This is a genomic window from Citrobacter sp. Cb080 (genome assembly GCF_030334745.1).
Lineage (GTDB): Bacteria > Pseudomonadota > Gammaproteobacteria > Enterobacterales > Enterobacteriaceae > Citrobacter > Citrobacter braakii.
Window position 1 is genome coordinate 67,482 of the sequence record NZ_JAOWDG010000054.1, and the last position, 24,927, is coordinate 92,408.

Annotated in this window: 22 protein-coding genes and 5 pseudogenes; 15 read left to right on the forward strand and 12 right to left on the reverse strand. The window is 51.8% G+C overall.

The features are described from left to right. Positions 1 to 7: 7 nt before the first annotated feature. On the reverse strand, positions 8 to 1,030 hold the full coding sequence (locus OGV38_RS09590) for a zinc-binding alcohol dehydrogenase family protein (protein WP_269518467.1): 1,023 nt from the start codon (positions 1,028 to 1,030) through the stop codon (positions 8 to 10). A 137-nt stretch (positions 1,031 to 1,167) separates the two neighbouring features. Between OGV38_RS09590 and OGV38_RS09595 the strand changes: the two genes are divergently transcribed. The 3 genes and pseudogenes from OGV38_RS09595 (at position 1,168) to OGV38_RS09605 (ending at position 4,223) form a co-directional block, all read left to right on the forward strand. Further along, positions 1,168 to 2,082 (forward strand): GntR family transcriptional regulator, encoded by a 915-nt coding sequence (locus OGV38_RS09595; RefSeq protein WP_269518465.1) that lies wholly within the window; start codon positions 1,168 to 1,170, stop codon positions 2,080 to 2,082. 211 nt (positions 2,083 to 2,293) lie between these two features. Further along, a pseudogene (locus OGV38_RS09600) lies at positions 2,294 to 3,655 on the forward strand (MFS transporter). A gap of 52 nt (positions 3,656 to 3,707) precedes the next feature. Beyond that, the gene (locus OGV38_RS09605) at positions 3,708 to 4,223 is read left to right on the forward strand and encodes a GNAT family N-acetyltransferase (RefSeq protein WP_049040420.1); all 516 of its coding nucleotides are present in this window, start codon (positions 3,708 to 3,710) and stop codon (positions 4,221 to 4,223) included. 39 nt (positions 4,224 to 4,262) lie between these two features. Here OGV38_RS09605 and tsr read toward each other — a convergent pair. Next, positions 4,263 to 5,923, reverse strand: a pseudogene (gene tsr / locus OGV38_RS09610) (methyl-accepting chemotaxis protein). Positions 5,924 to 6,114: 191 nt separating this feature from the next. Between tsr and OGV38_RS09615 the strand changes: the two are divergent. From OGV38_RS09615 to OGV38_RS09635, 5 genes are all read left to right on the forward strand, one after another. Next, positions 6,115 to 6,657, forward strand: a complete 543-nt coding sequence (locus tag OGV38_RS09615; RefSeq protein ID WP_016151578.1) for a hypothetical protein — start codon at positions 6,115 to 6,117, stop codon at positions 6,655 to 6,657. Between the two features lie 289 nt (positions 6,658 to 6,946). Next, positions 6,947 to 9,097, forward strand: a complete 2,151-nt coding sequence (gene btsT, locus OGV38_RS09620; protein ID WP_003830033.1) for a pyruvate/proton symporter BtsT — start codon at positions 6,947 to 6,949, stop codon at positions 9,095 to 9,097. 49 nt (positions 9,098 to 9,146) lie between these two features. Then, complete coding sequence (locus tag OGV38_RS09625) at positions 9,147 to 9,341, forward strand: YbdD/YjiX family protein (protein WP_003830038.1); 195 nt, start codon at positions 9,147 to 9,149, stop codon at positions 9,339 to 9,341. A 12-nt stretch (positions 9,342 to 9,353) separates the two neighbouring features. Continuing rightward, positions 9,354 to 10,310 (forward strand): GTPase, encoded by a 957-nt coding sequence (gene yjiA / locus OGV38_RS09630; protein WP_049040419.1) that lies wholly within the window; start codon positions 9,354 to 9,356, stop codon positions 10,308 to 10,310. A gap of 186 nt (positions 10,311 to 10,496) precedes the next feature. Further along, positions 10,497 to 12,344 carry a UvrD-helicase domain-containing protein gene (locus OGV38_RS09635; RefSeq protein ID WP_101700343.1) on the forward strand — a complete coding sequence of 616 codons (1,848 nt, stop codon included), beginning with the start codon at positions 10,497 to 10,499 and terminating at the stop codon, positions 12,342 to 12,344. Positions 12,345 to 12,651: 307 nt separating this feature from the next. Here the strand turns inward: OGV38_RS09635 and OGV38_RS09640 are convergent, their stop codons facing one another. Then, on the reverse strand, positions 12,652 to 12,954 hold the full coding sequence (locus OGV38_RS09640) for a BrnA antitoxin family protein (protein WP_286473233.1): 303 nt from the start codon (positions 12,952 to 12,954) through the stop codon (positions 12,652 to 12,654). After that, a complete protein-coding gene (locus tag OGV38_RS09645; protein WP_016155613.1) occupies positions 12,941 to 13,228 on the reverse strand; it encodes a BrnT family toxin in 288 nt (95 codons plus the stop codon). The genes OGV38_RS09640 and OGV38_RS09645 overlap by 14 nt, the downstream gene beginning before the upstream one ends. Before the next feature lie 234 nt (positions 13,229 to 13,462). Here OGV38_RS09645 and OGV38_RS09650 point away from each other — a divergent pair, with 234 nt between their 5' ends. The 3 genes and pseudogenes from OGV38_RS09650 (at position 13,463) to symE (ending at position 15,118) form a co-directional block, all read left to right on the forward strand. Next, entirely contained in the window at positions 13,463 to 14,629 is a 1,167-nt protein-coding gene (locus OGV38_RS09650; RefSeq protein WP_019078303.1) for a restriction endonuclease, read from the forward strand. Between the two features lie 95 nt (positions 14,630 to 14,724). Further along, positions 14,725 to 14,871, forward strand: a pseudogene (locus OGV38_RS09655) (type I restriction endonuclease); the annotation flags it as partial. After that, positions 14,801 to 15,118 carry an endoribonuclease SymE gene (gene symE / locus OGV38_RS09660; RefSeq protein ID WP_502874071.1) on the forward strand — a complete coding sequence of 106 codons (318 nt, stop codon included), beginning with the start codon at positions 14,801 to 14,803 and terminating at the stop codon, positions 15,116 to 15,118. The pseudogene OGV38_RS09655 and the gene symE, both read left to right, overlap by 71 nt. 94 nt (positions 15,119 to 15,212) lie before the next feature. Here the strand turns inward: symE and tssD are convergent, their stop codons facing one another. From tssD to OGV38_RS09690, 6 genes and pseudogenes are all read right to left on the reverse strand, one after another. Further along, positions 15,213 to 15,704: a type VI secretion system tube protein TssD gene (tssD, locus tag OGV38_RS09665; protein WP_016151575.1), complete on the reverse strand. Its 492-nt coding sequence runs from the start codon at positions 15,702 to 15,704 to the stop codon at positions 15,213 to 15,215. Further along, positions 15,705 to 16,211 carry a hypothetical protein gene (locus tag OGV38_RS09670; RefSeq protein WP_286473235.1) on the reverse strand — a complete coding sequence of 169 codons (507 nt, stop codon included), beginning with the start codon at positions 16,209 to 16,211 and terminating at the stop codon, positions 15,705 to 15,707. Next, positions 16,211 to 16,642: a tlde1 domain-containing protein gene (locus tag OGV38_RS09675; RefSeq protein ID WP_233896696.1), complete on the reverse strand. Its 432-nt coding sequence runs from the start codon at positions 16,640 to 16,642 to the stop codon at positions 16,211 to 16,213. The genes OGV38_RS09670 and OGV38_RS09675 overlap by 1 nt, the downstream gene beginning before the upstream one ends. A gap of 151 nt (positions 16,643 to 16,793) precedes the next feature. Then, positions 16,794 to 16,970 (reverse strand): annotated as a pseudogene (locus OGV38_RS09680) (hypothetical protein); the annotation flags it as partial. 5 nt (positions 16,971 to 16,975) lie between these two features. Next, on the reverse strand, positions 16,976 to 17,440 hold the full coding sequence (locus OGV38_RS09685; protein ID WP_049269958.1) for a MarR family transcriptional regulator: 465 nt from the start codon (positions 17,438 to 17,440) through the stop codon (positions 16,976 to 16,978). Positions 17,441 to 17,586: 146 nt separating this feature from the next. Beyond that, positions 17,587 to 17,751: a DUF1127 domain-containing protein gene (locus OGV38_RS09690; RefSeq protein ID WP_016155606.1), complete on the reverse strand. Its 165-nt coding sequence runs from the start codon at positions 17,749 to 17,751 to the stop codon at positions 17,587 to 17,589. Between the two features lie 177 nt (positions 17,752 to 17,928). Between OGV38_RS09690 and OGV38_RS09695 the strand changes: the two genes are divergently transcribed. Next, positions 17,929 to 19,341 carry an aminotransferase-like domain-containing protein gene (locus OGV38_RS09695; RefSeq protein ID WP_286473236.1) on the forward strand — a complete coding sequence of 471 codons (1,413 nt, stop codon included), beginning with the start codon at positions 17,929 to 17,931 and terminating at the stop codon, positions 19,339 to 19,341. 51 nt (positions 19,342 to 19,392) lie between these two features. Here the strand turns inward: OGV38_RS09695 and OGV38_RS09700 are convergent. After that, positions 19,393 to 20,331, reverse strand: a pseudogene (locus OGV38_RS09700) (Rpn family recombination-promoting nuclease/putative transposase). A gap of 230 nt (positions 20,332 to 20,561) precedes the next feature. Here OGV38_RS09700 and OGV38_RS09705 point away from each other — a divergent pair. The 3 genes from OGV38_RS09705 (at position 20,562) to mdtM (ending at position 23,641) form a co-directional block, all read left to right on the forward strand. Then, complete coding sequence (locus OGV38_RS09705; RefSeq protein ID WP_019078299.1) at positions 20,562 to 21,377, forward strand: helix-turn-helix transcriptional regulator; 816 nt, start codon at positions 20,562 to 20,564, stop codon at positions 21,375 to 21,377. Positions 21,378 to 21,425: 48 nt separating this feature from the next. Continuing rightward, complete coding sequence (locus OGV38_RS09710) at positions 21,426 to 22,076, forward strand: LysE family translocator (RefSeq protein ID WP_019078298.1); 651 nt, start codon at positions 21,426 to 21,428, stop codon at positions 22,074 to 22,076. A gap of 323 nt (positions 22,077 to 22,399) precedes the next feature. After that, positions 22,400 to 23,641, forward strand: coding sequence for a multidrug efflux MFS transporter MdtM (gene mdtM / locus OGV38_RS09715; protein WP_046275093.1), 1,242 nt, complete (start codon positions 22,400 to 22,402; stop codon positions 23,639 to 23,641). Between the two features lie 92 nt (positions 23,642 to 23,733). On the opposite strand, the gene metC is transcribed toward mdtM, so the two are convergent. Next, positions 23,734 to 24,924: a cystathionine beta-lyase gene (gene metC / locus OGV38_RS09720; protein WP_016155600.1), complete on the reverse strand. Its 1,191-nt coding sequence runs from the start codon at positions 24,922 to 24,924 to the stop codon at positions 23,734 to 23,736. Positions 24,925 to 24,927 lie beyond the last annotated feature (3 nt).

The window sequence follows — 24,927 nt, forward strand, 5'->3', positions numbered from 1 at the left end:
TCCCCTCTCAGAACGTGATCACGCCTTTAATCAGCCCACGGTTGTTAATCACATCCCGTTCGTAGATTTCTGCCAGTGTGGCAAACGCGTAACGGTGCGTGAGCATCATGTCGGCGGTCAGTTTGCCTTCCGACATCAGGCGGCCCACTTTGGCGAAATCTTCCGGTGTGGCGTTGCGACTGCCCATCATGGTGGTCTCTTTCTTGTGGAACTCAGGATCGGAGAACTGCAAATCGCCTTTGAATAGCCCAACGAAAACAATGCTGCCGCCATGGCGAATCAAATTCACCGTGTTGTTCATCGCATGCTGATTGCCCGTGGCATCAATGACCTTTTGCGCCAGCGAACCGCCAAACTGGTCACGCAGTTGCGCATCAAAATCTTCAGCAGACGGATCGATAACCGGGAGCCCCAACCGGGAAACCACATGCTCCCGGCGAGCCGGACTGGTATCGGCGACCACCACCTGTGCGCCATCGGCTTTGGCAATCGCCGCCGCGCCCAGACCAATCGGACCGGCACCAACCACCAGCACCTGCTCACCCGGAGCCACCGCCGCCCGGCGTACCGCATGCGCGCTAATGGCATAAGGCTCAATCAGCGCCGCCGCCTGCGGATCAATTCCCTGCGCATCCAACAGGTTGGTGACCGGTACGGACAGGTATTCGCTGAAGCCGCCATCCTGATGCACGCCAATCACCGAAATCTTCTCGCAGCAGTTAGTGCGCCCGCTCAGACAGGCCGGACACTGCTGGCAGGCCACGTAAGGAATAACCGCCACCTGCTGACCATTTTTCAGATTCTGTATATTTTTGCCCAGCCCGACAATTTCCCCACATATTTCATGCCCCAGTACACGTGGATAGCTGAAAAATGGCTGATTGCCACCCCAGGCATGAATATCGGTACCGCAAATCCCGACTGATTTAATTTTTATTAATGCTTCACCCTCACCCGGAATAGGTATTTCACGCTCTTTCCAGACTAATTTTTTAGGTTCCTGGCAAATCAACGTATTCATCGTAGACATGATTCTGCTCTCCTGTTTTTTTGTTGCCTCAGATATCAACGAAAATAAAAAAGCCGGAGAAAGCAGAAACACAATCTGTGAATCCCAGCGCATAAAAATGTTTTAAATCGGGTTTTAATACGCAAAAAGGAGAAGCCATGAGCCGTTCGCAGAACTTACGTCACAATGTGATTAACCAGATGATTGACGATATGGCGCGTGGCCATATCCCTTCCCCCCTCCCGTCGCAGAGCGCGCTGGCGGAGATGTACAACATCAGCCGCACCACCGTGCGCCATATGCTGAGCCACTTAGGCGAGTGCGGCGTGCTGACCCAGGTCGGCAGCCACTATGTCATCGTACGTAAACCCGACCATGACGACGGTTTTGCCTGTACAACCGCCTCCATGACTGAGCAAAACCGGATTTTTGAGCAGGCTTTTTTCACCATGATCAACCAGCGTCAGCTACGCGCAGGGGAGAGTTTCTCCGAACTACAGCTTGCCAGAGCTGCGGGGGTCAGCCCGGTGGTGGTGAGAGAATATCTTTTAAAATTCGAACGTTACAATCTGATCAAAAACGAAAAACGCGGCCATTGGAGCATGAAGCAGTTCGATCAGGCCTATGCGGAACAGCTGTTTGAACTCAGAGAGATGCTGGAAACCCATTCCCTGCAGCATTTTCTCAATCTGCCCGACGATGACCCGCGCTGGTTGCTGGCTAAAACACTGCTTGAGCGCCACCGGGTCCTGCGCGACAGCATCGGCAGCAGCTTTCGTATGTTCTCGCAGTTAGACCGTGAGTTTCATGCTTTACTGCTCTCCGCAGCAGATAATATATTTTTTAATCAATCACTTGAAATCATCTCCGTGATTTTCCATTTTCATTATCAGTGGGATGAAAGCGACCTCAAGCAGCGCAATATCATTGCCATTGATGAGCATATGACCATCCTCAGCGCACTGATTTGCCGCAGCGACCTGGATGCCACCCTGGCGCTCTGTAACCATTTGAATTCAGCCAAACAATCGATGATTCGCTCCATCAACCAAAGCCATAGCGCCGCTCATTAAGTACCGATAAAAAACAGCAAACCATTACCGGGAGCACGATTTTATAAAAATAAAAACGCCGGAAAAATACCGCTTGCCTATGCTCACACTAAGTCGACTGCATTAAAAACTTTTGTGAGCGGTGATGAGCAAATTGATTTATCACTGGTATTTTTCAATACTGCACAGCCCGGCTGTGTGAAAATAAATTATTGAGGTTCAGGAGTCCGGCGTGGAAAAAAATAATATTACCCTCGACCCGAGTTCTTCGTTTGGCACGTCGTCATCTGCGGATATTAACGTTCCGCCTGAGGGCATGGTGCAACGCAGTAGCCGAATAAAACGTATTCAGACCACAGCAATGATTTTATAATTTTTTGCTGCGGTGATTAATTATCTCGACCGCAGTTCACTGTCGGTCGCCAACTTAACGATTCGTGAAGAACTGGGGCTGAGCGCCACGCAAATCGGCGTACTGCTGTCAGTGTTTTCTCTCGCTTACGGTATTGCACAGCTGCCCTGCGGCCCGCTGCTGGATCGCAAAGGTCCGCGCATTATGCTGGGGCTGGGGATGTTCTTCTGGTCGCTGTTTCAGGCGATGTCAGGCATGGTTCACAGCTTCACTCAGTTTGTGCTTGTGCGTATCGGGATGGGGATCGGCGAAGCGCCTATGAACCCGTGCGGCGTAAAGGTCATCAACGACTGGTTTAACATCAAAGAGCGCGGTCGCCCGATGGGATTATTCAACGCCGCTTCCACCATCGGTGTTGCCATTAGCCCGCCGATTCTGGCTGCCATGATGCTGGTGATGGGCTGGCGTTGGATGTTTATTACCATCGGCGTGCTGGGTATTTTCCTCGCCATCGGCTGGTACATGCTGTATCGCAACCGCGAGCAGATTGCGCTGAGCGCTACTGAACAAGCGTATCTGAACGCCGGTAGCGTCAATGCCCGCCGCGATCCGCTGAGCTTTGCCGAATGGCGCAGCCTGTTCCGCAACCGCACTATGTGGGGCATGATGCTGGGCTTTAGCGGCATCAACTACACCGCGTGGTTATATCTGGCGTGGCTGCCAGGCTACCTGCAAACCTCCTACAACCTGGATTTAAAAAGCACCGGATTAATGGCGGCGATCCCATTCCTGTTTGGCGCAGCCGGCATGTTAATTAACGGTTTTGTCACCGACTGGCTGGTGAAAGGCGGTATGGCACCGATTAAGAGCCGTAAGATTTGTATTATCGCCGGGATGTTCTGTTCTGCGGCCTTCACTTTCATCGTGCCGCAGGCCACAACGTCGATGGCCGCCGTCTTACTGATCGGTATGGCGCTGTTCTGTATCCACTTCGCCGGCACCTCGTGCTGGGGCCTGATCCACGTAGCCGTCGCCTCACGCATGACCGCCTCCGTGGGCAGTATCCAGAACTTTGCCAGCTTTATCTGCGCGTCGTTTGCACCAATCGTCACCGGATTTATTGTTGATACCACCAACTCTTTCCGTCTGGCGCTGATCATTTGTGGCTGCGTCACCATGGTGGGAGCCCTCGCCTACATCTTCCTGGTGCGCCAACCCATCAGCGATCCGCGTAAAGATTAATCCTCATGATGCCCGATAACACCGCGCTTATCGGGCATGTTATGCTCGACAAATGAACATCACCTTACGCTCCACCACTCTGGCAGAAACTGCCGCTCTTCCCGCCATCGAACGATCTGCGGGGCAACGTTTTTTACTCATCCCCGAACTGGCGTGGATTGCTGACGACCAGACTATATCGGCTGACCAGCATCGGGCATTTGCCGCTGCTGGCATGAGCTGGCTGGCGCAGGTCGACGAGCATCCGGTCGGTTTTTTAGTTGCCGAAACGCTGGGGTCATCGCTGTTTATTGCTGAACTTTCACTGCATCTGGAGTGGCAGGGAAAAGGTATTGGTCGCAGATTGATTGGCTATGTTGCCGAACAGGCGCGCGAGAAAGGTTATACATCGCTCACGCTGACCACCTTTCGCGATGTGCCGTGGAATGCGCCATTATACGCACGACTGGGGTTTGAAATGCTGGCTGACGAGACGCTTCCTGCACTGCTGCGCCAGAAAAGAGAAGACGAAGCGGCGCACGGGCAGACGTACGAACTACGCTGCGCCATGCGCCTGATGCTGCGTTAATTGCCCACGGCCGGCTACGCCTTATCGGGCATTACCAACTTAGAACGTTTCCCAGTTATCCCCGGCATCCGTTACCGCAGCTTTACGCGGCTGGACCGTTGAAACTGGTTTAGCAGCAGCAACGTCACGCGCGCGCTGTTGGTCATGCTGAATACGGAACACGGCAACGGCCTGGGTCAGACGGCTGGCCTGCTCTTCCAGCGCCGCAGCGGCGGCGGCGGATTCTTCCACCAGCGAGGCGTTCTGCTGTGTCACACGATCCATCTCAGCAACGGCCAGACCGACCTGGTCGATACCGCGGCTCTGTTCATCAGAAGCAGAGGCGATTTCACCCATGATATCGGTCGCGCGGGTTACCGCATTGACGATCTCATCCATGGTTTCACCAGCGCTTTCTACCAGCGTTGAACCCACATCCACACGGCTGACCGAGTCTTCAATCAGGCTCTTGATCTCGCGCGCGGCCTGCGCACTACGCTGGGCCAGGTTACGAACTTCACCCGCAACCACTGCAAAACCACGGCCCTGCTCGCCCGCACGCGCAGCTTCTACCGCGGCGTTGAGCGCCAGAATGTTGGTCTGGAAGGCAATGCCGTCGATGACGCTGATAATGTCGGCGATTTTCTGCGAACTGGAAGCGATGTCGCGCATGGTTTGCACCACGTTATCCACCACTTTGCCGCCTTTTTGCGCGGTTTCAGAAGCGCTTAGGGCCAGATGGCTGGCCTGACGCGCGTTTTCGGCGTTCTGCTTCACGGTCGCCGTCAGCTGTTCCATGCTGGCTGCGGTTTCTTCCAGAGATGCAGCCTGCTGCTCGGTACGCGAGGAGAGATCGTTGTTGCCCATCGCAATCTCGCTGGCCCCGCTGTAAATCGCGTTGGCACCGTTACGCACATCACCCACGGTGTTCATCAGCTCACCCTGCATGTGACGCAGACTTTCCGCCAGTTGGCCAATCTCGTTGGAACCTTCCACCTCAATACGCTTCACCAGGTCGCCGCTGGCGATATGACGAATGCTGTCGATCAGACGGTTCATTGGGGAGATAAGAGTCAGTTTGATGCCGAACCAGACCGCAATAATTGCCGCCAGTACGGTAATCAGTACACAGACCAATACCCACATCGCCTGGCTGTAAGAGCTGTTGTTATCTGCCACTGCTATGTCATACAGGCGATCATTCTGCTGCATGTAGTTGATGTATGTCTTCTCAAAACCATCCTGATAGCTTTGCGTGGGTTGATCAAAGAACGCATTGATCTTCCCGTCACCCAGTAACTGGATCAGCTCCGCCAGCGCGCCGTGATAGATGTCATAGGTTCGGTTGATCTCCTGGAACGCGGCTTCACTTTGACGCGGATCGCGCGGGAGCGACTCGTAAATCGCCCAGTTTTTTCCGTCAGTTTCAGCGCCGTGCTGGCTACCTGCATCAGCTCAGCAACGGTCGCACCGCTGCCGATATTGCTCTGATCCATCATGTAGCGAATACCCGCCCGGTTCAGGGTATTACGCGTTTGCAGCAGCTCAACCCAGGTGGCGTTCAGCGCAGACTGCTGCTGGCGAATGGTTTGCAGAACGGTAAAGTTCTCTTTGTCATTCTTAAGTGAGTTAAAAAACAAGCCGCCGGAGGCGAGCTGTAAAAGGCCAAATAGCGCCAATACCAGCAGTAAGCTGGTAACAATCTTCATTCGTTTTAACATGTTTTCTCTTTCCGCTAGACAGATACTCTGGTTTTCGGCCTGGAAAGAGAAAACTTTATGGTGTCAGCAATTGCCACAGAATTATCGTTTTCACATTAAATCCCGCTCCCTATGACAAATTACGCAAAAAATTTGTCGTTCTGTTGCGCCTTAGGTGTAGGATTCCCGTTTTTTAAGAAAAGGATGCTTCTATGTTGAATCGCGATTTTGATCACCTATCCACTCTCGCACACCACTTTTTTGAACGTGAAGATGTTCGTCAAAAGCTCAATATCATCGATCAGTACAACATCTCCGGTTGGGAAGTGTGGATGCAAATAGAATTTGCCAATCTGTTGGCTTCGACGGGTCATGAATGGTGGCGTGAACAGACCCTCGCTTGCGATCTGCGGAAAAATCCACAGCGTTTGTCTGTGCGTGCAGATTTCTTATTGCGGAAAAAAGGATGGACGCAGGACAGCTACATTGCGCTTGAGCTCAAGCAGAACCAGGATCCGACAAGCTGCGTCAGAAATATGATTGCGGATTTGGTTAAAAGCGCAAAAATCAAACGTTCGGAATTAGAGCTGCGTAGCTTCTGGACGCTAGGGGTAACACCCCGCATAGACAAAGAGCGCCTCGATGAACTGATTGACTATTATCTGGATGAAAAATATTACCTGACTAAATCACGTAAGAAACATGTGTTGCTTAAAGACATCGAACAAACGCCTTACTGTTATATCGTGATCTAAGTATCTCAGTGAGATGCTTCGTCAGTTGGAAAACACGGCATGTAGATGGGCGAACGCTATAATGCCGTGATCTCAATCACATAAATTCCCCCACTCTCCCCCATTGCTTACCGCTCACTGACACTTGGGACCGCTTAAGCTGACATACAACCGCTCACTTATTTACCTTACTTTACGCGCGTATTTCTCTGGCAAGATCCCCCCAACATAGCAGTCAATTTACCTCCTCAAACACAAGATCAAACCCACGCGGCTTCGGCCAATTATTAATTAGATACCAGGTTTTACTATGGATACGAAAAAGATATTCAAGCACATACCCTGGGTGATTCTCGGAATCATCGGTGCATTCTGCCTCTCGGTAGTGGCATTACGTCGGGGTGAGCACATCAGTGCCCTGTGGATCGTGGTCGCCTCAGTTTCTGTTTATCTGGTGGCCTATCGTTACTACAGTCTGTACATCGCCCAAAAGGTGATGAAACTTGACCCGACGCGTGCCACGCCGGCGGTCATCAACAATGACGGTCTGAACTACGTTCCAACCAACCGTAACGTATTGTTTGGCCACCACTTTGCCGCTATCGCAGGTGCAGGTCCGCTGGTTGGGCCGGTACTGGCCGCGCAGATGGGCTATCTGCCCGGTACGCTGTGGCTGCTGGCGGGTGTCGTGCTGGCCGGTGCGGTGCAGGACTTCATGGTGCTGTTTATCTCTTCACGCCGTAACGGCGCATCTCTGGGTGAGATGATCAAAGAAGAGATGGGCCCAATCCCGGGAACCATTGCGCTGTTCGGCTGCTTCTTAATTATGATCATCATCCTTGCGGTACTGGCGCTGATCGTGGTGAAAGCGCTGGCTGAAAGCCCGTGGGGTGTGTTCACCGTCTGCTCAACCGTACCTATCGCGCTATTCATGGGGATCTACATGCGATTCCTGCGACCGGGTCGTGTGGGCGAAGTGTCGGTGATTGGTATTGTGCTGCTGGTTGCGTCTATCTACTTCGGCGGCGTGATTGCTCACGACCCGTACTGGGGCCCGGCGCTGACCTTTAAAGACACCACCATTACCTTTACCCTGATCGGCTACGCGTTTATCTCTGCGCTGCTGCCGGTATGGCTGATCCTCGCGCCGCGCGACTATCTGGCTACCTTCCTGAAAATCGGCGTTATCGTCGGTCTGGCGGTGGGGATTGTTATCCTCAACCCGGAACTGAAAATGCCGGCGATGACTCAGTACGTTGATGGTACTGGCCCGCTGTGGAAAGGCGCTCTGTTCCCGTTCCTGTTCATCACCATCGCGTGTGGTGCGGTCTCTGGCTTCCACGCGCTGATCGCTTCTGGTACCACACCGAAGCTGCTGGCCTGTGAAACCGACGCGCGCTTTATCGGTTACGGCGCCATGCTGATGGAATCCTTCGTGGCGATTATGGCGCTGGTTGCCGCGTCCATCATCGAACCGGGTCTGTACTTCGCAATGAACACCCCGCCAGCAGGCCTTGGCATCACCATGCCGAACCTGCATGAAATGAGCGGCGAGAACGCCCCGCTGATTATGGCGCAGTTGAAAGACGTAACCGCACATGCGGCGGCGACCGTCAGCTCCTGGGGCTTCGTCATTTCGCCTGAGCAGATCCTGCAGACCGCGAAAGACATCGGTGAACCGTCCGTTCTGAACCGCGCAGGTGGCGCGCCGACGCTGGCCGTTGGTATCGCTCACGTGTTCCACAAAGTGCTGCCAATGGCTGATATGGGCTTCTGGTACCACTTCGGTATTCTGTTTGAAGCACTGTTCATCCTGACCGCACTGGATGCCGGTACCCGTTCTGGCCGCTTTATGCTGCAGGATTTACTGGGGAACTTCGTTCCGTTCCTGAAGAAAACCGACTCTCTGGTTGCGGGTATCATCGGTACTGCGGGCTGCGTAGGCCTGTGGGGTTACCTGCTGTATCAAGGCGTTGTTGACCCGCTGGGCGGCGTTAAGAGCCTGTGGCCGCTGTTCGGTATCTCTAACCAGATGCTGGCTGCCGTGGCACTGGTTCTGGGCACCGTGGTACTGGTTAAAATGCAGCGCACCAAATACATCTGGGTTACCGTTGTTCCGGCAGTATGGCTGCTTATCTGCACCACCTGGGCGCTGGGTCTGAAACTGTTCAGCACCAACCCGCAGATGGAAGGCTTCTTCTTCATGGCGAATCAGTACAAAGAGAAGATTGCTAACGGCGGCGAACTGACCGCTCAGCAGATTGCCAACATGAACCACATCGTCGTCAACAACTACACCAATGCAGGCCTGAGTATTCTGTTCCTGGTGGTGGTGTACAGCATCATTTTCTACGGGTTCCGTACCTGGCAGAAAGCCCGCGCCATCAACGGTCGCTCTGATAAAGAGACGCCGTATGTACCGGTGCCGGAAGGCGGCGTGAAGACCTCTTCACATCACTAACCGTATTCAGCCCCGCTTCGGCGGGGCTTTTCGCTTATCAGGATTGTTTATGTTTGGTACTTTAGGTCAGGCAAAAAAATACCTCGGTCAGGCGGCAAAGATGCTGATTGGCATTCCGGACTACGACAACTACGTCGAGCACATGAAGACCAACCATCCCGATAAGCCGTACATGACCTACGAAGAATTCTTCCGCGAGCGCCAGGAAGCCCGCTACGGTAGCGGCGGAAGCAGTTGCTGTTAGAAGGAGAAATGAATGACCCCGATTGCAGTTACCCTACTCACCGGTTTTCTTGGCGCGGGTAAAACCACCCTGTTGCGCCATATTCTCAACGAGCAGCACGGCTATAAGATTGCCGTTATCGAAAACGAATTCGGCGAAGTCTCGGTGGACGATCAGCTGATTGGCGACCGCGCCACGCAGATCAAAACCCTGACCAACGGCTGCATTTGCTGTACCCGCTCCAGTGAGCTGGAAGACGCACTGTTAGATCTGCTCGACAACCTCGACAAAGGCGCCATCCATTTCGACCGTTTGGTGATCGAGTGCACCGGCATGGCCGACCCCGGCCCGATTATCCAGACCTTTTTCTCCCATGAAGTGATTTGCGAACGCTACCTGTTGGACGGTGTGATTGCGCTGGTTGACGCGGTACATGCCGACGATCAGATGAACCAGTTCACCATCGCCCAGTCGCAGGTGGGCTACGCTGACCGCATTCTACTGACCAAAACCGACGTGGCGGGTGAAAGCGAGAAACTGCGTGAGCGCCTGGCGCGCATCAACGCCCGCGCCCCGGTGTATACCGTCACGCATGGTGATATCGACCTCTCCCTGCTGTTCGATACCAACGGTTTCATGCTCGAGGAGAACGTGGTCAGCGCCAAACCACGCTTCCACTTTATCGCCGACAAGCAAAATGATATCTCCTCGATCGTCGTCGAGCTGGATTACCCGGTAAACATCAGTGACGTGTCGCGGGTAATGGAAAATCTGCTGCTGGAATCCGCCGAGAAGCTGCTGCGCTACAAAGGCATGCTGTGGATTGAAGGCGAGCCAAACCGCCTGCTGTTCCAGGGCGTTCAGCGTCTGTACAGTGCCGACTGGGATCGCCCGTGGGGCGACGAACAACCGCACAGCCTGCTGGTGTTTATCGGCATTAACCTGCCGGAAGACGAGATCCGAGCCGCGTTTGCGGGGTTGAAGAAGTAAACAGCCGCTCCCTTTTATTTGTGAAAGGGAGCAAATATCTCTGAAACAAATATCTCGCATCACGCTTTCTGTTTGTAATATTGTCTGTTAATGTCATTACCCATGATGAATTTATGTTTTTATTAATATCTCTCGGAATATTAATTTAACATATTTATATAATTTTCATGAATTGGTAGGCGTAACATGGCAATCATTATTCCCACAATAAGCAGTTGTAGCGAGAAAATTACTGCCGGCGAAAAAAGACTGGCAAGACTTCTTGAGGGGGGACTCAGCGAACAGTGTACCTGCTGGTATGACACCCGAATGGGAGACAAGCAAGAGCATCCGGATTTTGTAATTCTAACCCCCGAAAAAGGTTTGTTATTTATAGAAGTAAAAGACTGGTTTATTACAAAAATTAAATCTGCCAACAAATCACATATTCATTATGAAACTAAAGACGGCATTCAACCGTTCAAGAATCCACTCGAACAGGTTCGTCAATATACCTTTCACACTATCAATAGCCTAAAAAAAGATCCGCTGCTTCGCCAGCAACAAGGTGATTATGAAGGCAGCTTTATTATGCCGTATGGATTTGGTGTTTATTTGAGCAATATCACCCGAGCACAGCTAGAAAAGAGTTTTCCACCCGAAGCGATAAATGAACTATTCCCAGCCAGCCAGGTTATTTGCAAAGACGAACTCAGCGAGTTTATGACCAAGGAACAAATCTCTGCCCGGCTCGAATCCCTTCTCAGACATAACTACGCTCATCACACTACACCACAGCAACTCGACCGTATCCGATGGCATCTATATCCCGATGTACGCATTAACGCATCCGTTACGCAGGTTGATCTGAACAATTTTACGTTCCACACCCCCGATGTGGTTTGCATGATGGACAGGAACCAGGAACAACTCGCCAGAAGCATGGGTGCAGGACACCGTGTTATTCATGGCGTGGCAGGATCCGGTAAAACGCTCATTTTGCACCACCGTTGTATTGAGCTTGCCAACAATATTGAAAACACCAAGCCGATCCTGGTGATTTGCTACAACATCACGCTGGCCAAAAAACTCAAATCACAGCTTGAGCAGCACACTTTAAGACTTCCCGTCGAAGTCATCCATTTTCATGCCTGGTGTTATCAACAGTTAAATACACATCATAGTCTTCCGCCGAAAAGTAAAAACTTTATTGAGCTGATGGAAAATGCACTGACGGTGGCATTTGAAGAGGGGATTATAAAACCGGAGCAATACAGCGCAGTCCTAATAGACGAGGGACACGATTTTAAACCGGAGTGGCTGAGAATACTCGCACGTATGCCAGACAACAAAGATAACTCCCTTCTTTTCCTCTACGATGACGCCCAGTCTATCTACCAGAAAAAGAAAGCCCTCGACTTCACACTCTCTAGTGTCAATATTAAGGCCCTCGGCCGCACTACGATCCTGAATACCAACTATCGTAATACCCGGCAAATACTCCATTTTGCCAGCAACATTGCCTTTAATTATCTCAATAATCACATTGAAGAGGCGCTCAAATACCAGCAACCCGATGCTGGAGGCTTGTCCGGCACTTACCCGGCACTGGCCAGCTTTGATAATCAGGACGAGGAGATTACTCACGTGCTCGATTGGGTGACAAAGCAGCGACAACAAGGTATTGCATGGTCAGAGATCGCCATACTGTGCCCTTCAACATACAGCATTTCGGGGATGCTGGGGCCACGTCTCGCGGCGCGTAGCATCCCCTACCAAATGATTGTGACCAGCGATGACAAAAAGCACTGGTCGCCGCAAAATGATCTCCTTTGTGTAATGCCTTTACCAAGCAGTAAGGGGCTTGAATTTCACTCAGTGGCTATTATGGATGCCGCAAAGGAAAGGGATGAGGAAGATCTGAGTGACGACATCAAGCGTCTGTATGTCGGATTTACCCGCGCGCGCCAGAATCTTTTGGTGACAATGCACGGAACAGGGAGCTTGCGCGACCATCTTATCAACACCTACGAAAATAGCGCAAAGGTGATCTAACGGAGCCACGCCAGGAATCCGTAAACATTCCCCTCTCCCTACAGCGGAGAGGGGCGAATCCTATTTCAACACGCCCTGCTGCGTTACAACCCACTGTTCACTGGTGGTAATCGGTTTGTCATCTCGGCATGATGCCGCAGGTGTTCCACTAATTTGACAGCTGCGGTTATTTTAGCGGAGAACCGCAGCAGAAATAACCTCGCAGATGCCCGGTGGCGCTACACTTATCGGGCCAGGAAATTCCGCTTCCCGTAGACCGGATCAGGCACAGCCGCCATCCGGCACTCACAGTCCCTGCATATTCTGACTATTTCTTATTTTGCTCGCGCAGCATCGCTTCGCGCAAAATGGCATTGAGACGCGTCTGGTAACCCTTCCCGGGGCGCTTCAGCCATTCCATCACATCGGCATCAATGCGCACCGACGCCTGCGTTTTTAACGGACGAAAAAACTTACCGCGAATGGCCTCTGACCACTGCTTATCTTCGGTCACGGGAATGTCGCTGTAATCGATATCATCGTCCGGTTTATTCGCCAGCGCCTTCAGTTCAGCCTCATACTGAGCACTCAGCGCGGATACGCTGCCGCGTTTATGTTTAACTATGCTCATAACGATTCCTCTCTTTACGATCTGCCTTTCTGGCGCTGATGATACGAATGACTTCAAAGCCACTTTCAAACCTAACGCTATGGGCAACCAGAATAACCACAATGCCATGAACGAGACCAATGGTCTGCCAGCGATACTCACCGTTCTCATACCGCTCCTGCCGCGACAGATGTTGGGGATCGTCGAAAACCAATATTGCGTCCTCAAAGCGAACACCATGTTTCCTCAGGTTACTTTGTGCCTTGTTTGCATCCCACTCAAACTCCATTGGCATGTATTTCATCCCTTATTGTATATACAAAAATGTATCTACAATTATCTTATGATTATAGCGAAATTGTTGGAAATAGCATCACACTTTACTGTTGATAGGGTGAACTTTAGTAGGCCGGATAAGGCGCAGCCGCCATCCGGCACTGGCAGTTTTCATTCCGATAAGTGATTCATCCCATGGAATTTTTCATCTGGTATGGCAAGCTATTGCCATTGCACTCGTTAAGGGACCAACGTGAAAAAGTACAAAGTGATTACCCCGCTTTTTCCAACTTATGATCAGACCCGAGCCATGATGAATGCCGTGGCTGGATGTTCAGTCAAAGCGGTGCGTAATATGATCACCGCCATTCAGGAGCAAACGGGTACGCCACAAAACCCGGTTGACTGGTCAGAGCCGGATAACTGGATTAAAGAACGGCTCAGCGGCGAAGATGCCAAAATAGCCTGGCAGATCTGGAAGATGGATAACCATATTCTCAACCCCCGCCACAGCTATGGCTGCTACATGTTTATCAATAACCCTTTGTTCGATCTTATGCAGACCCACGAAGACGGCGGCTGGTACCCCAGCGAACAGGGGCGATTATTTCTGGATAACGATGAAGCCACACTGCGTAAACTCGACGATACAGAAGGCATGTTGCAACTACTGGAACTGCTCGCCGGCCGGGAGCAGGCCAGACGCGCTGATCTGCTACCCGAGTGGCAGGCATTCTTACATCAGCACTCAAAATTTGCCTCCCCCAGTTCAGTCAAAACTACGCTCTACGCCCGGCTGTACAACCTGGTCGAGCGCGATCTGGTAGCCCGTGAAGGGATGAGCTACAAAATTACCGAGGCTGGCCGAAAATGGCTCGGTAAGGCACTGCCTGAACGTCGAACCGATCCACGTAAGGAGTTGCTGGATGCGGTAAAACGCTATAACCAGCAGCAAAAAGAGCTATTGCGCGACCAGCTCTCCACTATGAATCCGTACAAATTTGAACATCTGGTGGCTCAGCTACTTGAAACAATGGGCTACGAGCAGGTTGAAGTGACCAAAGCCTCCGGCGATAAAGGCGTGGATGTGATTGGTAAGGTTCAGGTGGGCATCACCACCATTACCGAAGTGGTGCAGGTAAAACGGATGCAGAACACCATCACGCGCCCGTATATCGATCAGCTACGCGGCGCACTTCCCTACCACAAAGCCATTCGCGGCACGCTGATCACTACCGGCAAGTTTGCCGCCAAATGCGCGGAAGCAGCGCTGTTTCCAGGGGCAGCCCCTATCACGTTAATCGACGGCGACCGCCTGCTGGAACTGTTGATTGAAAACAACGTCGGCATTCGACGCAGCAACGCGGTAGAACTGCTGGATGTCGATTTACAGCTGTTTGATGAGCTGGAGATTGAATAACGTTCCAGACGCTCTAGCACAGCCATTTCTGTTCATGGCTTGCATAACAATATTGTGTAAAATCAGAGCAATCCCATTATCGGTAGAGAACGGACATGGCTGACCTGAACCTGAGTACCCTGACGGAAGCAGACATCATCACCAAACGCGTAATGCCCGCCATCCTTGACGCTGGCTGGAACGACACAACGCAAATCAGACAAGAGGTCAAACTCCGGGACGGCAAAGTCGCGTTATCCGGATTACACGCATGTTCCGGCAATTATTATGAAAGGCCAGTGGCTGGAGGCAGCCGGTTTCGCCACCGGCTGCAAATTCGATGTCAGAGTGATGCCCGGCTGCATTGTGCTGACGGCCAAGCTGCCGGAACCGGAAGAACCGGCGTTACTGCAGTCGCTGCGTCGGGTGTGCAAGCTGTCCGCGCGTAAGCAACAGCAGGTGCAGGAGTTTATCGAGGTGATTTCGGCGAAGCCTGTCAGGCAGAAATAACCGCCCGGATGCCAGACGACGCTCATGAGTATAAGCGCCGTGTATTGATTACTTTACAGCTCTGGGTAACATCATTTTATCCGGAGCCGTTTACTCAAGACCCTAAGCGATAATCCCAATCATCATAGTGGACTATATTCCCATCATGATAGTGCCAGGTAATCTTCTTGTAACGGAGCTGAGCAAGTTCAAGATGGGTCTGTTTTTCGTAATAAGGATCTTTAACATCGTGCATCAGTGAAAAAAGCGTAACGACTTTCACATTTTCCAGGGTTATCGTAAAATAGACCTCTTCCTGACCAGCATAATTTATTCGATAGAGGTCAATAACCGCTTTCCTTAATGTTTCTCCGGTACTTAATGATTTGTACAAAAGCACACTAGAAGCATCAATTTCCTTTTCAATTAAAAATGGACGATGTTGGCGTTTATTCAACACCCTCCCATTATGCAAATCAGAGTTGTAGCTCACATTATGATACAGACCTAAAATCTCGATCTGATTTTCACGGTCTTTTACCATTACACTACCTTTGATAATATTACCAGCATCATCGATTAATGACATATAACCGGGGATAGCCATTTATAAATCCTTGTTAAATGGAATAGAATTCTCAACATTATTGATCATAACCGTAATACACCGCTTCCCTTCTGTCGTTTTGACCTTATACATTTCCCTGATGGAATTAACAAATAGCTTATTCATTTCTTCTTCTGACTCAGGGTAAGAGGTAAATGCGCATACCTTCTCAATATTCAGCAATGGTCTGTTATCGTTGAGGATAGCCAGAACACCGACTGGGTTATGTGGAATGGCTTCAGAGACCGCCCCCTGTAAATCTTCCGCCGTACTGGCATCAACTCCGGATTCAAGAGCACTTGCTACCGTTAACCAGTCATTATTACCTTTGCTAATTTCAGGAATAATATGGTTCCACCATTCTGACTCACTGCCATCATAAAGTTCGTGTACAACAGTATCTGCTCCTTTTTCATTTATCATCTGCAGAAGCTGTGCTGCAGTATGCACTGCAGCACAGGGAGCACCCGAAAGAATAAATAGAAAGGAGATAAAAATAAATTTCATTATCTTACCACCAAAATTGTGTCACCCGAATCGTAAATGGTTTGGCGCTTATCTTGTCCATTCATAATGATACATCCTGCAGATGCCGTTCCCGGTGGCTGCCCTTTTTTATCACCATGAATTTCGAAATGATCTCTGCCAAAAGTATTTGTCCCTGCAATAGGTTCGAGGATAATAGCGGAGGGACTTTTATGATTATTCCATCCAGCAATAAAATAAACGCCTCGTGGAATGGGGCCCTTGTTACGTATGTGTTCACAGTTCGGTTTATCCTTTGATTCACCAGCACCACTGTAGCAATAAGCAATTAATTTACCGTTATGGCTCAGTATACCTGTCGATACTTTATATTCCCATGTCATATGATTTACACCCTTTAAAATATAATAATTATGCTTATCATATTTAATTGTAAAATTAAATATGTTCATAAAGTCACAATTATTAAAATTCAAAATATTTATAATTCATACATCTTTATTTCTCGAACCAATAAATCGTATTCTGAATAATTAGATAACGGGGAAGCAGCAGGCAATCTGAAAACACCCGGTGTACCAGAAATACCATCGTTAGCGTTGCCACCAGCGCGACGTAACCGGATACGCGTGAGGAAACGGGCGTTACCACGCGCATCACCGTGGAGTCCGGCGTCAGCGGGATCCAGATATCGGCAACGATAAACCAGGCGAATATTACCAGGAAAGCGGCAATACTCACCCTTACCCAACGGGCAAATTTTTGTTCTGGGGTCATCATAGTTTTTAGTGTTGATTGTCTTCTTCGCGGATTGTCCGCAAATTGCAGGCGAGTTGAATTAAGGTCGCGCTGAATAAGGCAAGCTCCGCTTCAGGAATGGTGCAGGTGACGCGATGTTGATATGTCTCAATCACCCGGTTAAGTTCTTCAAGCCTTGAGCGGCCTTGCGCGGTCAGCGTTAGCAGACGGATGCGTTTGTCATAAGGCGATGTGGAACGCAGCAGATAGCCCTGCTTTTCCAGCTGCGAAAGGGTGCGCATTAGCGGCGGCAGTTCAATGCCCTGTATTTGTGCCAGTTCACTGACCGAGACGTTGTCTCCCAGTTGATACAGTTGCATCAGTACCGTCCAGCTTGACTGCGTCAGGCCAGTATCAGTGATGGCAGCATCAATAATGGCTCGCCACTGGCGCACCACCATTGCCATGCGCATCCCCATCGGACGGCGGGCAAACAGTTCATCTTCCGTCATCTTACTTTCCCCTCATCGCTGAGAAGAAAATAATACTTATCAGGGTAGTATCAAGAAACAGGCTATCCAGAAGCATGGATTGATAAATAATGTGAATATAAAAGAGGCCGGGGCGATAACCCCCAGCCTCTGTCGATGGAAGAAAATCACTCAACCTGATCGCGTCGCAGCCCGACGTCCCGCAGCCGCTCATTACTCATCTGTTGCAGTACGCGCCGCGTTTGCGCCCGTAACCGCCACGCCTTATATGCCCGCCAGATCAGAACAAACCCAATAAATGGCTGCTTTGCTTTATTCTCATGAAATTCCATACCTTGCCTCCCCGCCTTGTCTGAGGCTTTATCTTCACGGATTTGGCCCTAAGCAATACAGACTCACAAAGTACTTTTATTTAACATACAGATTGGTTAAAAAGAGTTCTGCATCGCTTTTTTCACGCCAATCTGTACTGGTTTTTTAATCTGTATGGTACCCATAAGGGATACAGTATGACGCGTTACCAACATCTGGCCAATCTGCTGGCCAAACGCATTGAGCAGGGGTTGTATCGCCATGGCGAAAAACTGCCTTCGGTACGTAACCTGAGTCAGGAGCACGGGGTCAGTATCAGCACCGTCCAGCAGGCGTATCAGATGCTGGAACAGCGACAGCTGATCACCCCGCAGCCGCGTTCCGGTTATTTTGTCGCGCCGCAAAAAGCGCTGCCGCCCGTACCGCCGATGTCACGCCCGGTGCAGCGTCCGGTCGAGATAACGCAGTGGGATCTGGTGCTGGATATGCTAAAAGGGCATAGCGATAAATCTGTGATCCCCTTCAGCAGCGGCGCGCCAGATGTCAGTCAACCGAGCCTGAAACCGCTCTGGCGCGAGCTCAGCCGCGTAGTGCAGCATAATCTGAAGGCGGTGCTGGGGTACGACAAGCTTCCCGGCAGCCAGGATCTGCGCCAGCAGATCGCCCGTCTGATGCTGGACAGCGGTTCAGTCCTCAACGCCGATGATATTGTGATAACCAACGGGAGCCAGAGCGGAATGTCGCTGGCGCTGCTGGCGGTTTGTCAGCCAGGGGACATTGTCGCCGTTGAATCCCCCACCTACTACGGCACAATGCAGCTACTGCGCGGCCTGGGGATCAAGGTGATTGAGATCCCAACCGATCCGGATACCGGGATCAGCATTGAAGCGCTGGAGCTGGCGCTGGATCAGTGGCCGATCAAAGGCGTGCTGCTGGTTCCCAACTGCAACAACCCTCTCGGGTTCATTATGCCGGATGCGCGTAAGCGGGCGGTACTCGCCCTCGCCCAGCGTCACGACATCGTCATTTTTGAAGATGATGTGTATGGCGAACTGGCCACAGAGTATCCGCGCCCGCGTACGATCCACTCCTGGGACAGTGACGGCCGGGTAATACTCTGCAGTTCGTTTACCAAATCCGTAGCCCCCGGACTGCGCGTGGGTTGGGTGGTTCCCGGTCGCTATTACAACAAACTGCTACATATGAAGTACGCCGTCATTGGTACTAACGTTCCCGCTACGCAGCTGGCAGCAGCCTCCTTTGTGCGCGAAGGTCATTACCATCGGCATATCCGGCGTATGCGCCAGATTTATCAGCGTAATATGGAGATCTACACCAGCTGGGTACGGGAATATTTTCCCTGTGGGATCTGCGTCACCCGACCGAAAGGCGGCTTTATGCTGTGGGTCGAGCTGCCGCTCCAGGTCGATATGGTCTGCGTCGCTAAGCAGCTCTGTCGCCTGAAAATCCAGGTCGCACCGGGATCGCTGTTCTCCGCATCCGGAAAGTATCGCAACTGCGTACGCATCAACTGCGCGTTGCCGCCAAACGAGAAGCATCAGGAAGTGATGCAAAAGCTCGGCGAGGCGGTAAAGATGGCGATAGAGTAAACCGGACCGCCCGGTGATTTCGGCCAGACGATTATGCGATTTAACTCATATCTAATGACTTAAACCCTGAATATCTTCTGCGGAAAGCCGGGTAATTTTTTGTACCGTGCAGATATCAATACCGTCTGCCAGCATGGTGTGGGCAATACGGAGCGCCTCATCAAGTCGCCCTTCTATAAGCCCTTCTTGTCGTCCTTCCTGTAACCCTTCCAGCCTGCCTTTTTGTAGCCCTGCCTCATGCAATCTGTCGGCGATCGTCATCAAGTGCTCCTTATGCTGCGGTGAACGTTCGGCAACCTCACGAATAAACTCACTGAATCGAGGTGCATCGCCAGTTCGTAAAATATAATTAAACAGCGTCTTTATCTAGCTGTCATTAGTCAGTCCGGTAAGTAGCAGGGAAACAATTTGCTCGACCAGCCCCATAAGGTCGCGCTGACGAATATGTTTTTGGATTAACTCCAGCAGCGCCATACGTCGATGCTGCACAATTTCGTCATCCGGGATAACCGTAATATCCACCAGCGGAAACGCCACAGCATACAGCTGACGAGCCAGCTTCGGGTTGGCAAACTCGTCCAGCCAGCATAGGGAATAAGGATACGGGCTTTTCGCACCGTGATAGAACAACATCGGCACCACCAGCGGTAATTGCTGATGCCCGGCATCTAAATGCTTCTGCATGGCCGCTACCGCGTAACGCATCAACCTGAATGCCATATGCGCATCTGGTGTGCTTTGGTGTTCAATCACCACATAAACATAGCCATCACCTTCCGTCGTTTTCACGGACCACAGCACATCGGAATAGTGCGCACGTAAATCCTCTTCAATGAAACTATCCGGCTTGAGTTTCAGCGTCTGAAAATCGCAAAGTTCGCGCAGCGAAGCGGGAAGATGTATTTGTAGAAAATCCCGAGCTGTCTCAGGGTGGCGCAAAAACGTTTTAAAGACCGCATCATGCGGGGTGGAAGTCGGTGCTTTGTTCATGGCGATCCATCACCTTGAAATAAGATGCCGTTACTGTAGCGCTGGTAAACCACACCCTCACCTGTAACTTTCTCTCTTTGCGAGACGATTTCCGGGATAAAAACGCCCCTTTGTAACGTCTGCATTTGTCTGGAACGCATCGCGCAGAATCACGACCTCAATGCACATTCCCGCTTTTTCACCGCAGGGCCTGTGCTATAACAAATCATCACTTTCATGGAGGACACGATGTGACGCATACCCGGGATATTCCACAATCGTTCTGGCGTGATGAGCAACTGCCGTGGCTGGAGCTTCGCAGCACCTGGCAAAGTCAGCAGGCCTATAAGCGCCATCACCACTCTCAGCTCTCTATTGGGGCAATTCTCGAAGGAGGAACCTGCTGCCTGTGCGATGACAAGGAATACCATCTGAAGGTGGGCGATCTCATTGTGATCCCACCACTGGCACCCCACAGCTGTAATCCCGTCAACGGGCAATTTCGCAGCTATCACATGCTTTATCTTGATGCCCGGTGGTGTCTTGCCCATCTGCCTGCGCTGAACAGCAATCAACGGCTTTGCACGCGCACTCCTGTTATCCGCGATCCGCAATTATTCCAGTGCTACATGCACCTTGTGGCGCTCATGCCGCAACGGCAAACGACGCAGATAACTGATGCTGCACAAGCATTGCTGCGCTCGCTGCCATTGCAGTCGGTAACACCTGAAAACCTAAGCGTCACCAGCCAGTATCTGCGCAAGCGGTTGCAGTCCAGTCTGCTCTCCCCACCCTCGCTGGATGAGCTGGCAGATGAGTGTCACATGCGTAAAGAGACGCTGATTCGGACCTTTAAGCAGGATACCGGGCTGACGCCGGGAAATTATCTGAACATGATGCGGATTGACTATGCCCGTCAGCGGCTACGGGCCGGGGACGAGATTGTCGATGTCGGCTACCAGAGCGGGTTTGCCGACCAGAGCCATTTCCATCGCACCTTTGTTCGCTACACAGCAGCCACACCGCGCCAGTACGCATTGGGACGATCAATATCAGACAATAATTAGCGTTGCGTCAGGCGTACGCTGATCTCTGATTCATTTTCTGAGGTCGCTATGTCGCCGCTTGCTGAACTTTTTCCGTCTGCTTTTCCCGCGCTGGCGCTGGCGCATTTTGTTGCACTACTCAGCCCAGGGCCGGACTTCTTTTTACTGGTCGGTTACGCCGTACGTTACCGGATGCGCGGCAGCGCCGGACTGTGCGTGGGGATCGCCATCGGCAACGGGCTGTATATTCTGCTGGCGATTATTGGTTGGGGGATTCTGCGCCAGCTTCCCCTGCTGTTTACGGTTATTGAGCTGCTGGGCGCGCTCTATTTATTATGGATTGGCAGCCTGCTTATACGCAGCCGCCCGCAAACCCTGACCGGAGCAGACGCCCAGTCTACCTGTCCAGGATTTGGTAAACAGCTGCTGCTGGGATTAGGCTCGTCGCTGCTCAACCCAAAAAATGCGCTGTTCTATCTGGCGCTGATGACCGCCCTGCTCGGCCCGTCGGTGACGCTGCTGCAACAAACCATGAGCGGGATCTGGATGACCAGCGTGGTGTTGTTCTGGGATCTGCTGATCGTGATGTTCATCGGCTTACCGCAGATCCAGCGACGGTTAACCAGAGGGATATTGTGGATCGAGCGTATCGCCGGCGGCGTATTGATCGTCTTCGGTTGTGCAATCGCGCTGCGTTTTCTGCAGAGCGTCACTTTCTGATAAGCGTGACGATTTTCTGCAAATAAAGCGGATAAACTCGTTTAATTAATATCCAATCCGCATTACACTTTGGGTGGCTATTATCCATTCAACAAATTCTTCCCGAGGTGCGATGTGCTGATTGTTACCTGTAATCGTTACGTTTTCTGACCCGAGTCTGAAAACGTTTCTCCTGTTTGCGCCTCGCGCAGGCAGCGTTTTTGATTACATGAAATTCAGTACATTTGCAGTCTGCTTTTTTCTGTCATCGGTCTGACGTCTCAAAGACGGTATTGAATTTCGCTATTCCCGTTGAGGGTTTTCTCCCGAAAAGGAGCTGTTTTATGCAACGGATTCTCGCGTTTTTCTCCCAACGCACCACGACGCTATTTTTTCCTGTCGCGTTGATTTTATATGACTTCGCCGCCTATCTGTCGACGGACCTGATCCAGCCAGGCATCATCAATGTGGTGCGTGATTTCAACGCCGACGTCAGCCTGGCCCCCGCTGCGGTGAGCCTCTATCTGGCTGGCGGCATGGCGCTGCAATGGCTGCTGGGACCGCTCTCCGACCGGATTGGCCGTCGACCGGTGCTGATTGCGGGGGCGTTAATTTTTACGCTCGCCTGCGCTGCCACGCTATTGACCACCTCAATGACGCAATTTCTGGTCGCCCGATTTGTACAGGGCACCAGCATTTGCTTTATCGCTACCGTTGGCTATGTCACGGTTCAGGAGGCGTTTGGGCAAACGAAGGCCATAAAGTTAATGGCGATAATCACCTCCATTGTGCTGGTTGCGCCGGTTATCGGCCCGCTCTCCGGCGCAGCGCTGATGCACTTTGTACACTGGAAAGTCCTGTTTGCCATTATCGCCACCATGGGGCTTATCGCCCTGATTGGGCTAGCGTTAGCAATGCCGGAAACCGTTAAGCGCGGCGCGGTGCCGTTCAGTGCACGCGGCGTACTGTGTGATTTCCGCGACGTTTTCCGCAACCGGGTATTCCTGTTTGGCGCAGCCACGCTGTCGCTAAGCTATATCCCGATGATGAGCTGGGTGGCGGTCTCGCCGGTGATCCTGATCGACGCTGGCGGTATGAGCACATCAGAGTTCGCCTGGGCGCAGGCACCGGTGTTTGGCGCGGTGATCGTCGCCAATATGGTGGTTGTTCGTTTTGTGAAGGATCCAACCCAGCCACGTTTTATCTGGCGGGCGGCACCCATTCAACTGAGCGGACTGGCGGTGCTGATTGCCGGCAATTTGCTGTGGCCACACGTCTGGCTGTGGTCGGTGCTGGGAACCAGCCTGTATGCGTTTGGCATTGGTATGATCTTTCCGACGCTGTTCCGCTTTACGCTGTTTTCCAACAACTTACCGAAGGGTACGGTCTCGGCGTCGCTGAATATGGTCATCCTGACGGTGATGGCGGTTTCTGTCGAAATCGGACGTTGGCTGTGGTTTAACGGCGGCAGGATTTCGTTTCATCTGCTGGCGGTTGCGGCGGGTATTGCTGTCGTCTTTACCCTGGCAGGCTTACTGAAGCGGGTTCGCCAGCATGAAACAACAACGTTAGCCACTGAAAACTAACCTGCCGGATGGCACTGACGCTTATCCGGCCTATGTCGTAGTGATAGGCCGGATAAGGCGCTTGCGCCGCATCCGGCAACCATCACATTATCTTAAGCAATGCGCGCAAACCCTGCTTCCAGATCGGCAATCAGGTCGCCAATATCCTCAAGGCCAATATGCACCCTGACCAGGGTGCCGCTGAAATCTACCTCTCCGGCTGGGCGAATGCTGTTCAGCTCTTCCGGCTGATTCGCCAGAATAAGCGACTCAAATCCGCCCCACGAATAGGCCATATGGAACAGTGAGAAGTTATCGAGGAAATTCGCCATCTGCTCGTCGGTCAGTCTCTTTTTCAGCACAAACGAGAACAGGCCTGAGCTTCCGGCAAAGTCACGCTGAAAATACTCGTGCCCCGGGCATTCCGGTAATGCCGGATGATTCACCCGCGCCACTTCCGGCCTTGCCGACAGCCAGCGGGCAATATGGATACTGCTCTCCTGATGCTGCTTAAGACGTACCGCCAGGGTGCGCAATCCACGGCTGCCGTTGTAGGCCGTATCAGCATCCAGAGTTTGTCCCATCAAATAGGAGTTCTCGCGCAGACGATCCCAACAACGCGCGTTGGACACCGCCGTGCCCAGCATGCCGTCCGAATGACCGATGGTGTACTTCGTTCCCGCCTGAATGGAAATATCCACGCCATATTCCAGCGCTTTGAACAGCACACCCGCCGCCCAGGTGTTGTCGATCATAATGACAATCTCCGGATTAACCGCGCGGATAGCTTTCACCATCCCCGGTACATCCTGGACTTCCATGGTGATCGAACTTGGCGATTCGAGGAATACAACTTTCGTTTCCGGACGCAGAAGATCAACGATACCAGCACCAATCAACGGATCGTAATACGTTGTTTCCACATTGAATTTACTCAGGATCTTATTGCAAAAATCCTGGGTTGGCTCGTAGGCCGCGCCCGTCATCAAAATATGATCGCCACCCTGAACAAACGCAAGAATCGCATTGGTCACCGCCGCAGCGCCGCACGGGTAAAGCGCGCAGCCAACGCCGCCTTCCAGTTCGCTCATTGCCTTCTGGAAGGCAAAGTGGGTGTAGGTTCCGCGACGACCGTAAAACAGCTCGCCATTTGCGCGATTGGCGGTGGCGAATTTTTTGTCTTTCACGGTATCAAACACCAGCGAAGAGGCGCGCTGGATAACCGGATTCACCGCTCCCTGGGTGTAGCGTTTGTCGCGACCCGCAACAACCAATTGCGTCTCAAGCTTCATTGCGTCTTTCATAAC

Bases quoted from the DNA above. Each gene is read 5' to 3' on its own strand.
- OGV38_RS09690 (WP_016155606.1), bottom strand. From the start codon at position 17,751: ATGGAATTTCATGAGAATAAAGCAAAGCAGCCATTTATTGGGTTTGTT.
- OGV38_RS09695 (WP_286473236.1), top strand. From the start codon at position 17,929: ATGACGCGTTACCAACATCTGGCCAATCTGCTGGCCAAACGCATTGAG.
- OGV38_RS09635 (WP_101700343.1), top strand. From the start codon at position 10,497: ATGGCAATCATTATTCCCACAATAAGCAGTTGTAGCGAGAAAATTACT.
- OGV38_RS09595 (WP_269518465.1), top strand. From the start codon at position 1,168: ATGAGCCGTTCGCAGAACTTACGTCACAATGTGATTAACCAGATGATT.
- OGV38_RS09590 (WP_269518467.1), bottom strand. From the start codon at position 1,030: ATGTCTACGATGAATACGTTGATTTGCCAGGAACCTAAAAAATTAGTC.
- OGV38_RS09685 (WP_049269958.1), bottom strand. From the start codon at position 17,440: ATGACGGAAGATGAACTGTTTGCCCGCCGTCCGATGGGGATGCGCATG.
- OGV38_RS09670 (WP_286473235.1), bottom strand. From the start codon at position 16,211: ATGAAATTTATTTTTATCTCCTTTCTATTTATTCTTTCGGGTGCTCCC.
- OGV38_RS09640 (WP_286473233.1), bottom strand. From the start codon at position 12,954: ATGAGCATAGTTAAACATAAACGCGGCAGCGTATCCGCGCTGAGTGCT.
- OGV38_RS09625 (WP_003830038.1), top strand. From the start codon at position 9,147: ATGTTTGGTACTTTAGGTCAGGCAAAAAAATACCTCGGTCAGGCGGCA.
- btsT (WP_003830033.1), top strand. From the start codon at position 6,947: ATGGATACGAAAAAGATATTCAAGCACATACCCTGGGTGATTCTCGGA.
- OGV38_RS09615 (WP_016151578.1), top strand. From the start codon at position 6,115: ATGTTGAATCGCGATTTTGATCACCTATCCACTCTCGCACACCACTTT.
- yjiA (WP_049040419.1), top strand. From the start codon at position 9,354: ATGACCCCGATTGCAGTTACCCTACTCACCGGTTTTCTTGGCGCGGGT.
- OGV38_RS09710 (WP_019078298.1), top strand. From the start codon at position 21,426: ATGTCGCCGCTTGCTGAACTTTTTCCGTCTGCTTTTCCCGCGCTGGCG.
- OGV38_RS09675 (WP_233896696.1), bottom strand. From the start codon at position 16,642: ATGAACATATTTAATTTTACAATTAAATATGATAAGCATAATTATTAT.
- metC (WP_016155600.1), bottom strand. From the start codon at position 24,924: ATGAAAGACGCAATGAAGCTTGAGACGCAATTGGTTGTTGCGGGTCGC.
- OGV38_RS09605 (WP_049040420.1), top strand. From the start codon at position 3,708: ATGAACATCACCTTACGCTCCACCACTCTGGCAGAAACTGCCGCTCTT.
- tssD (WP_016151575.1), bottom strand. From the start codon at position 15,704: ATGGCTATCCCCGGTTATATGTCATTAATCGATGATGCTGGTAATATT.
- mdtM (WP_046275093.1), top strand. From the start codon at position 22,400: ATGCAACGGATTCTCGCGTTTTTCTCCCAACGCACCACGACGCTATTT.
- OGV38_RS09645 (WP_016155613.1), bottom strand. From the start codon at position 13,228: ATGCCAATGGAGTTTGAGTGGGATGCAAACAAGGCACAAAGTAACCTG.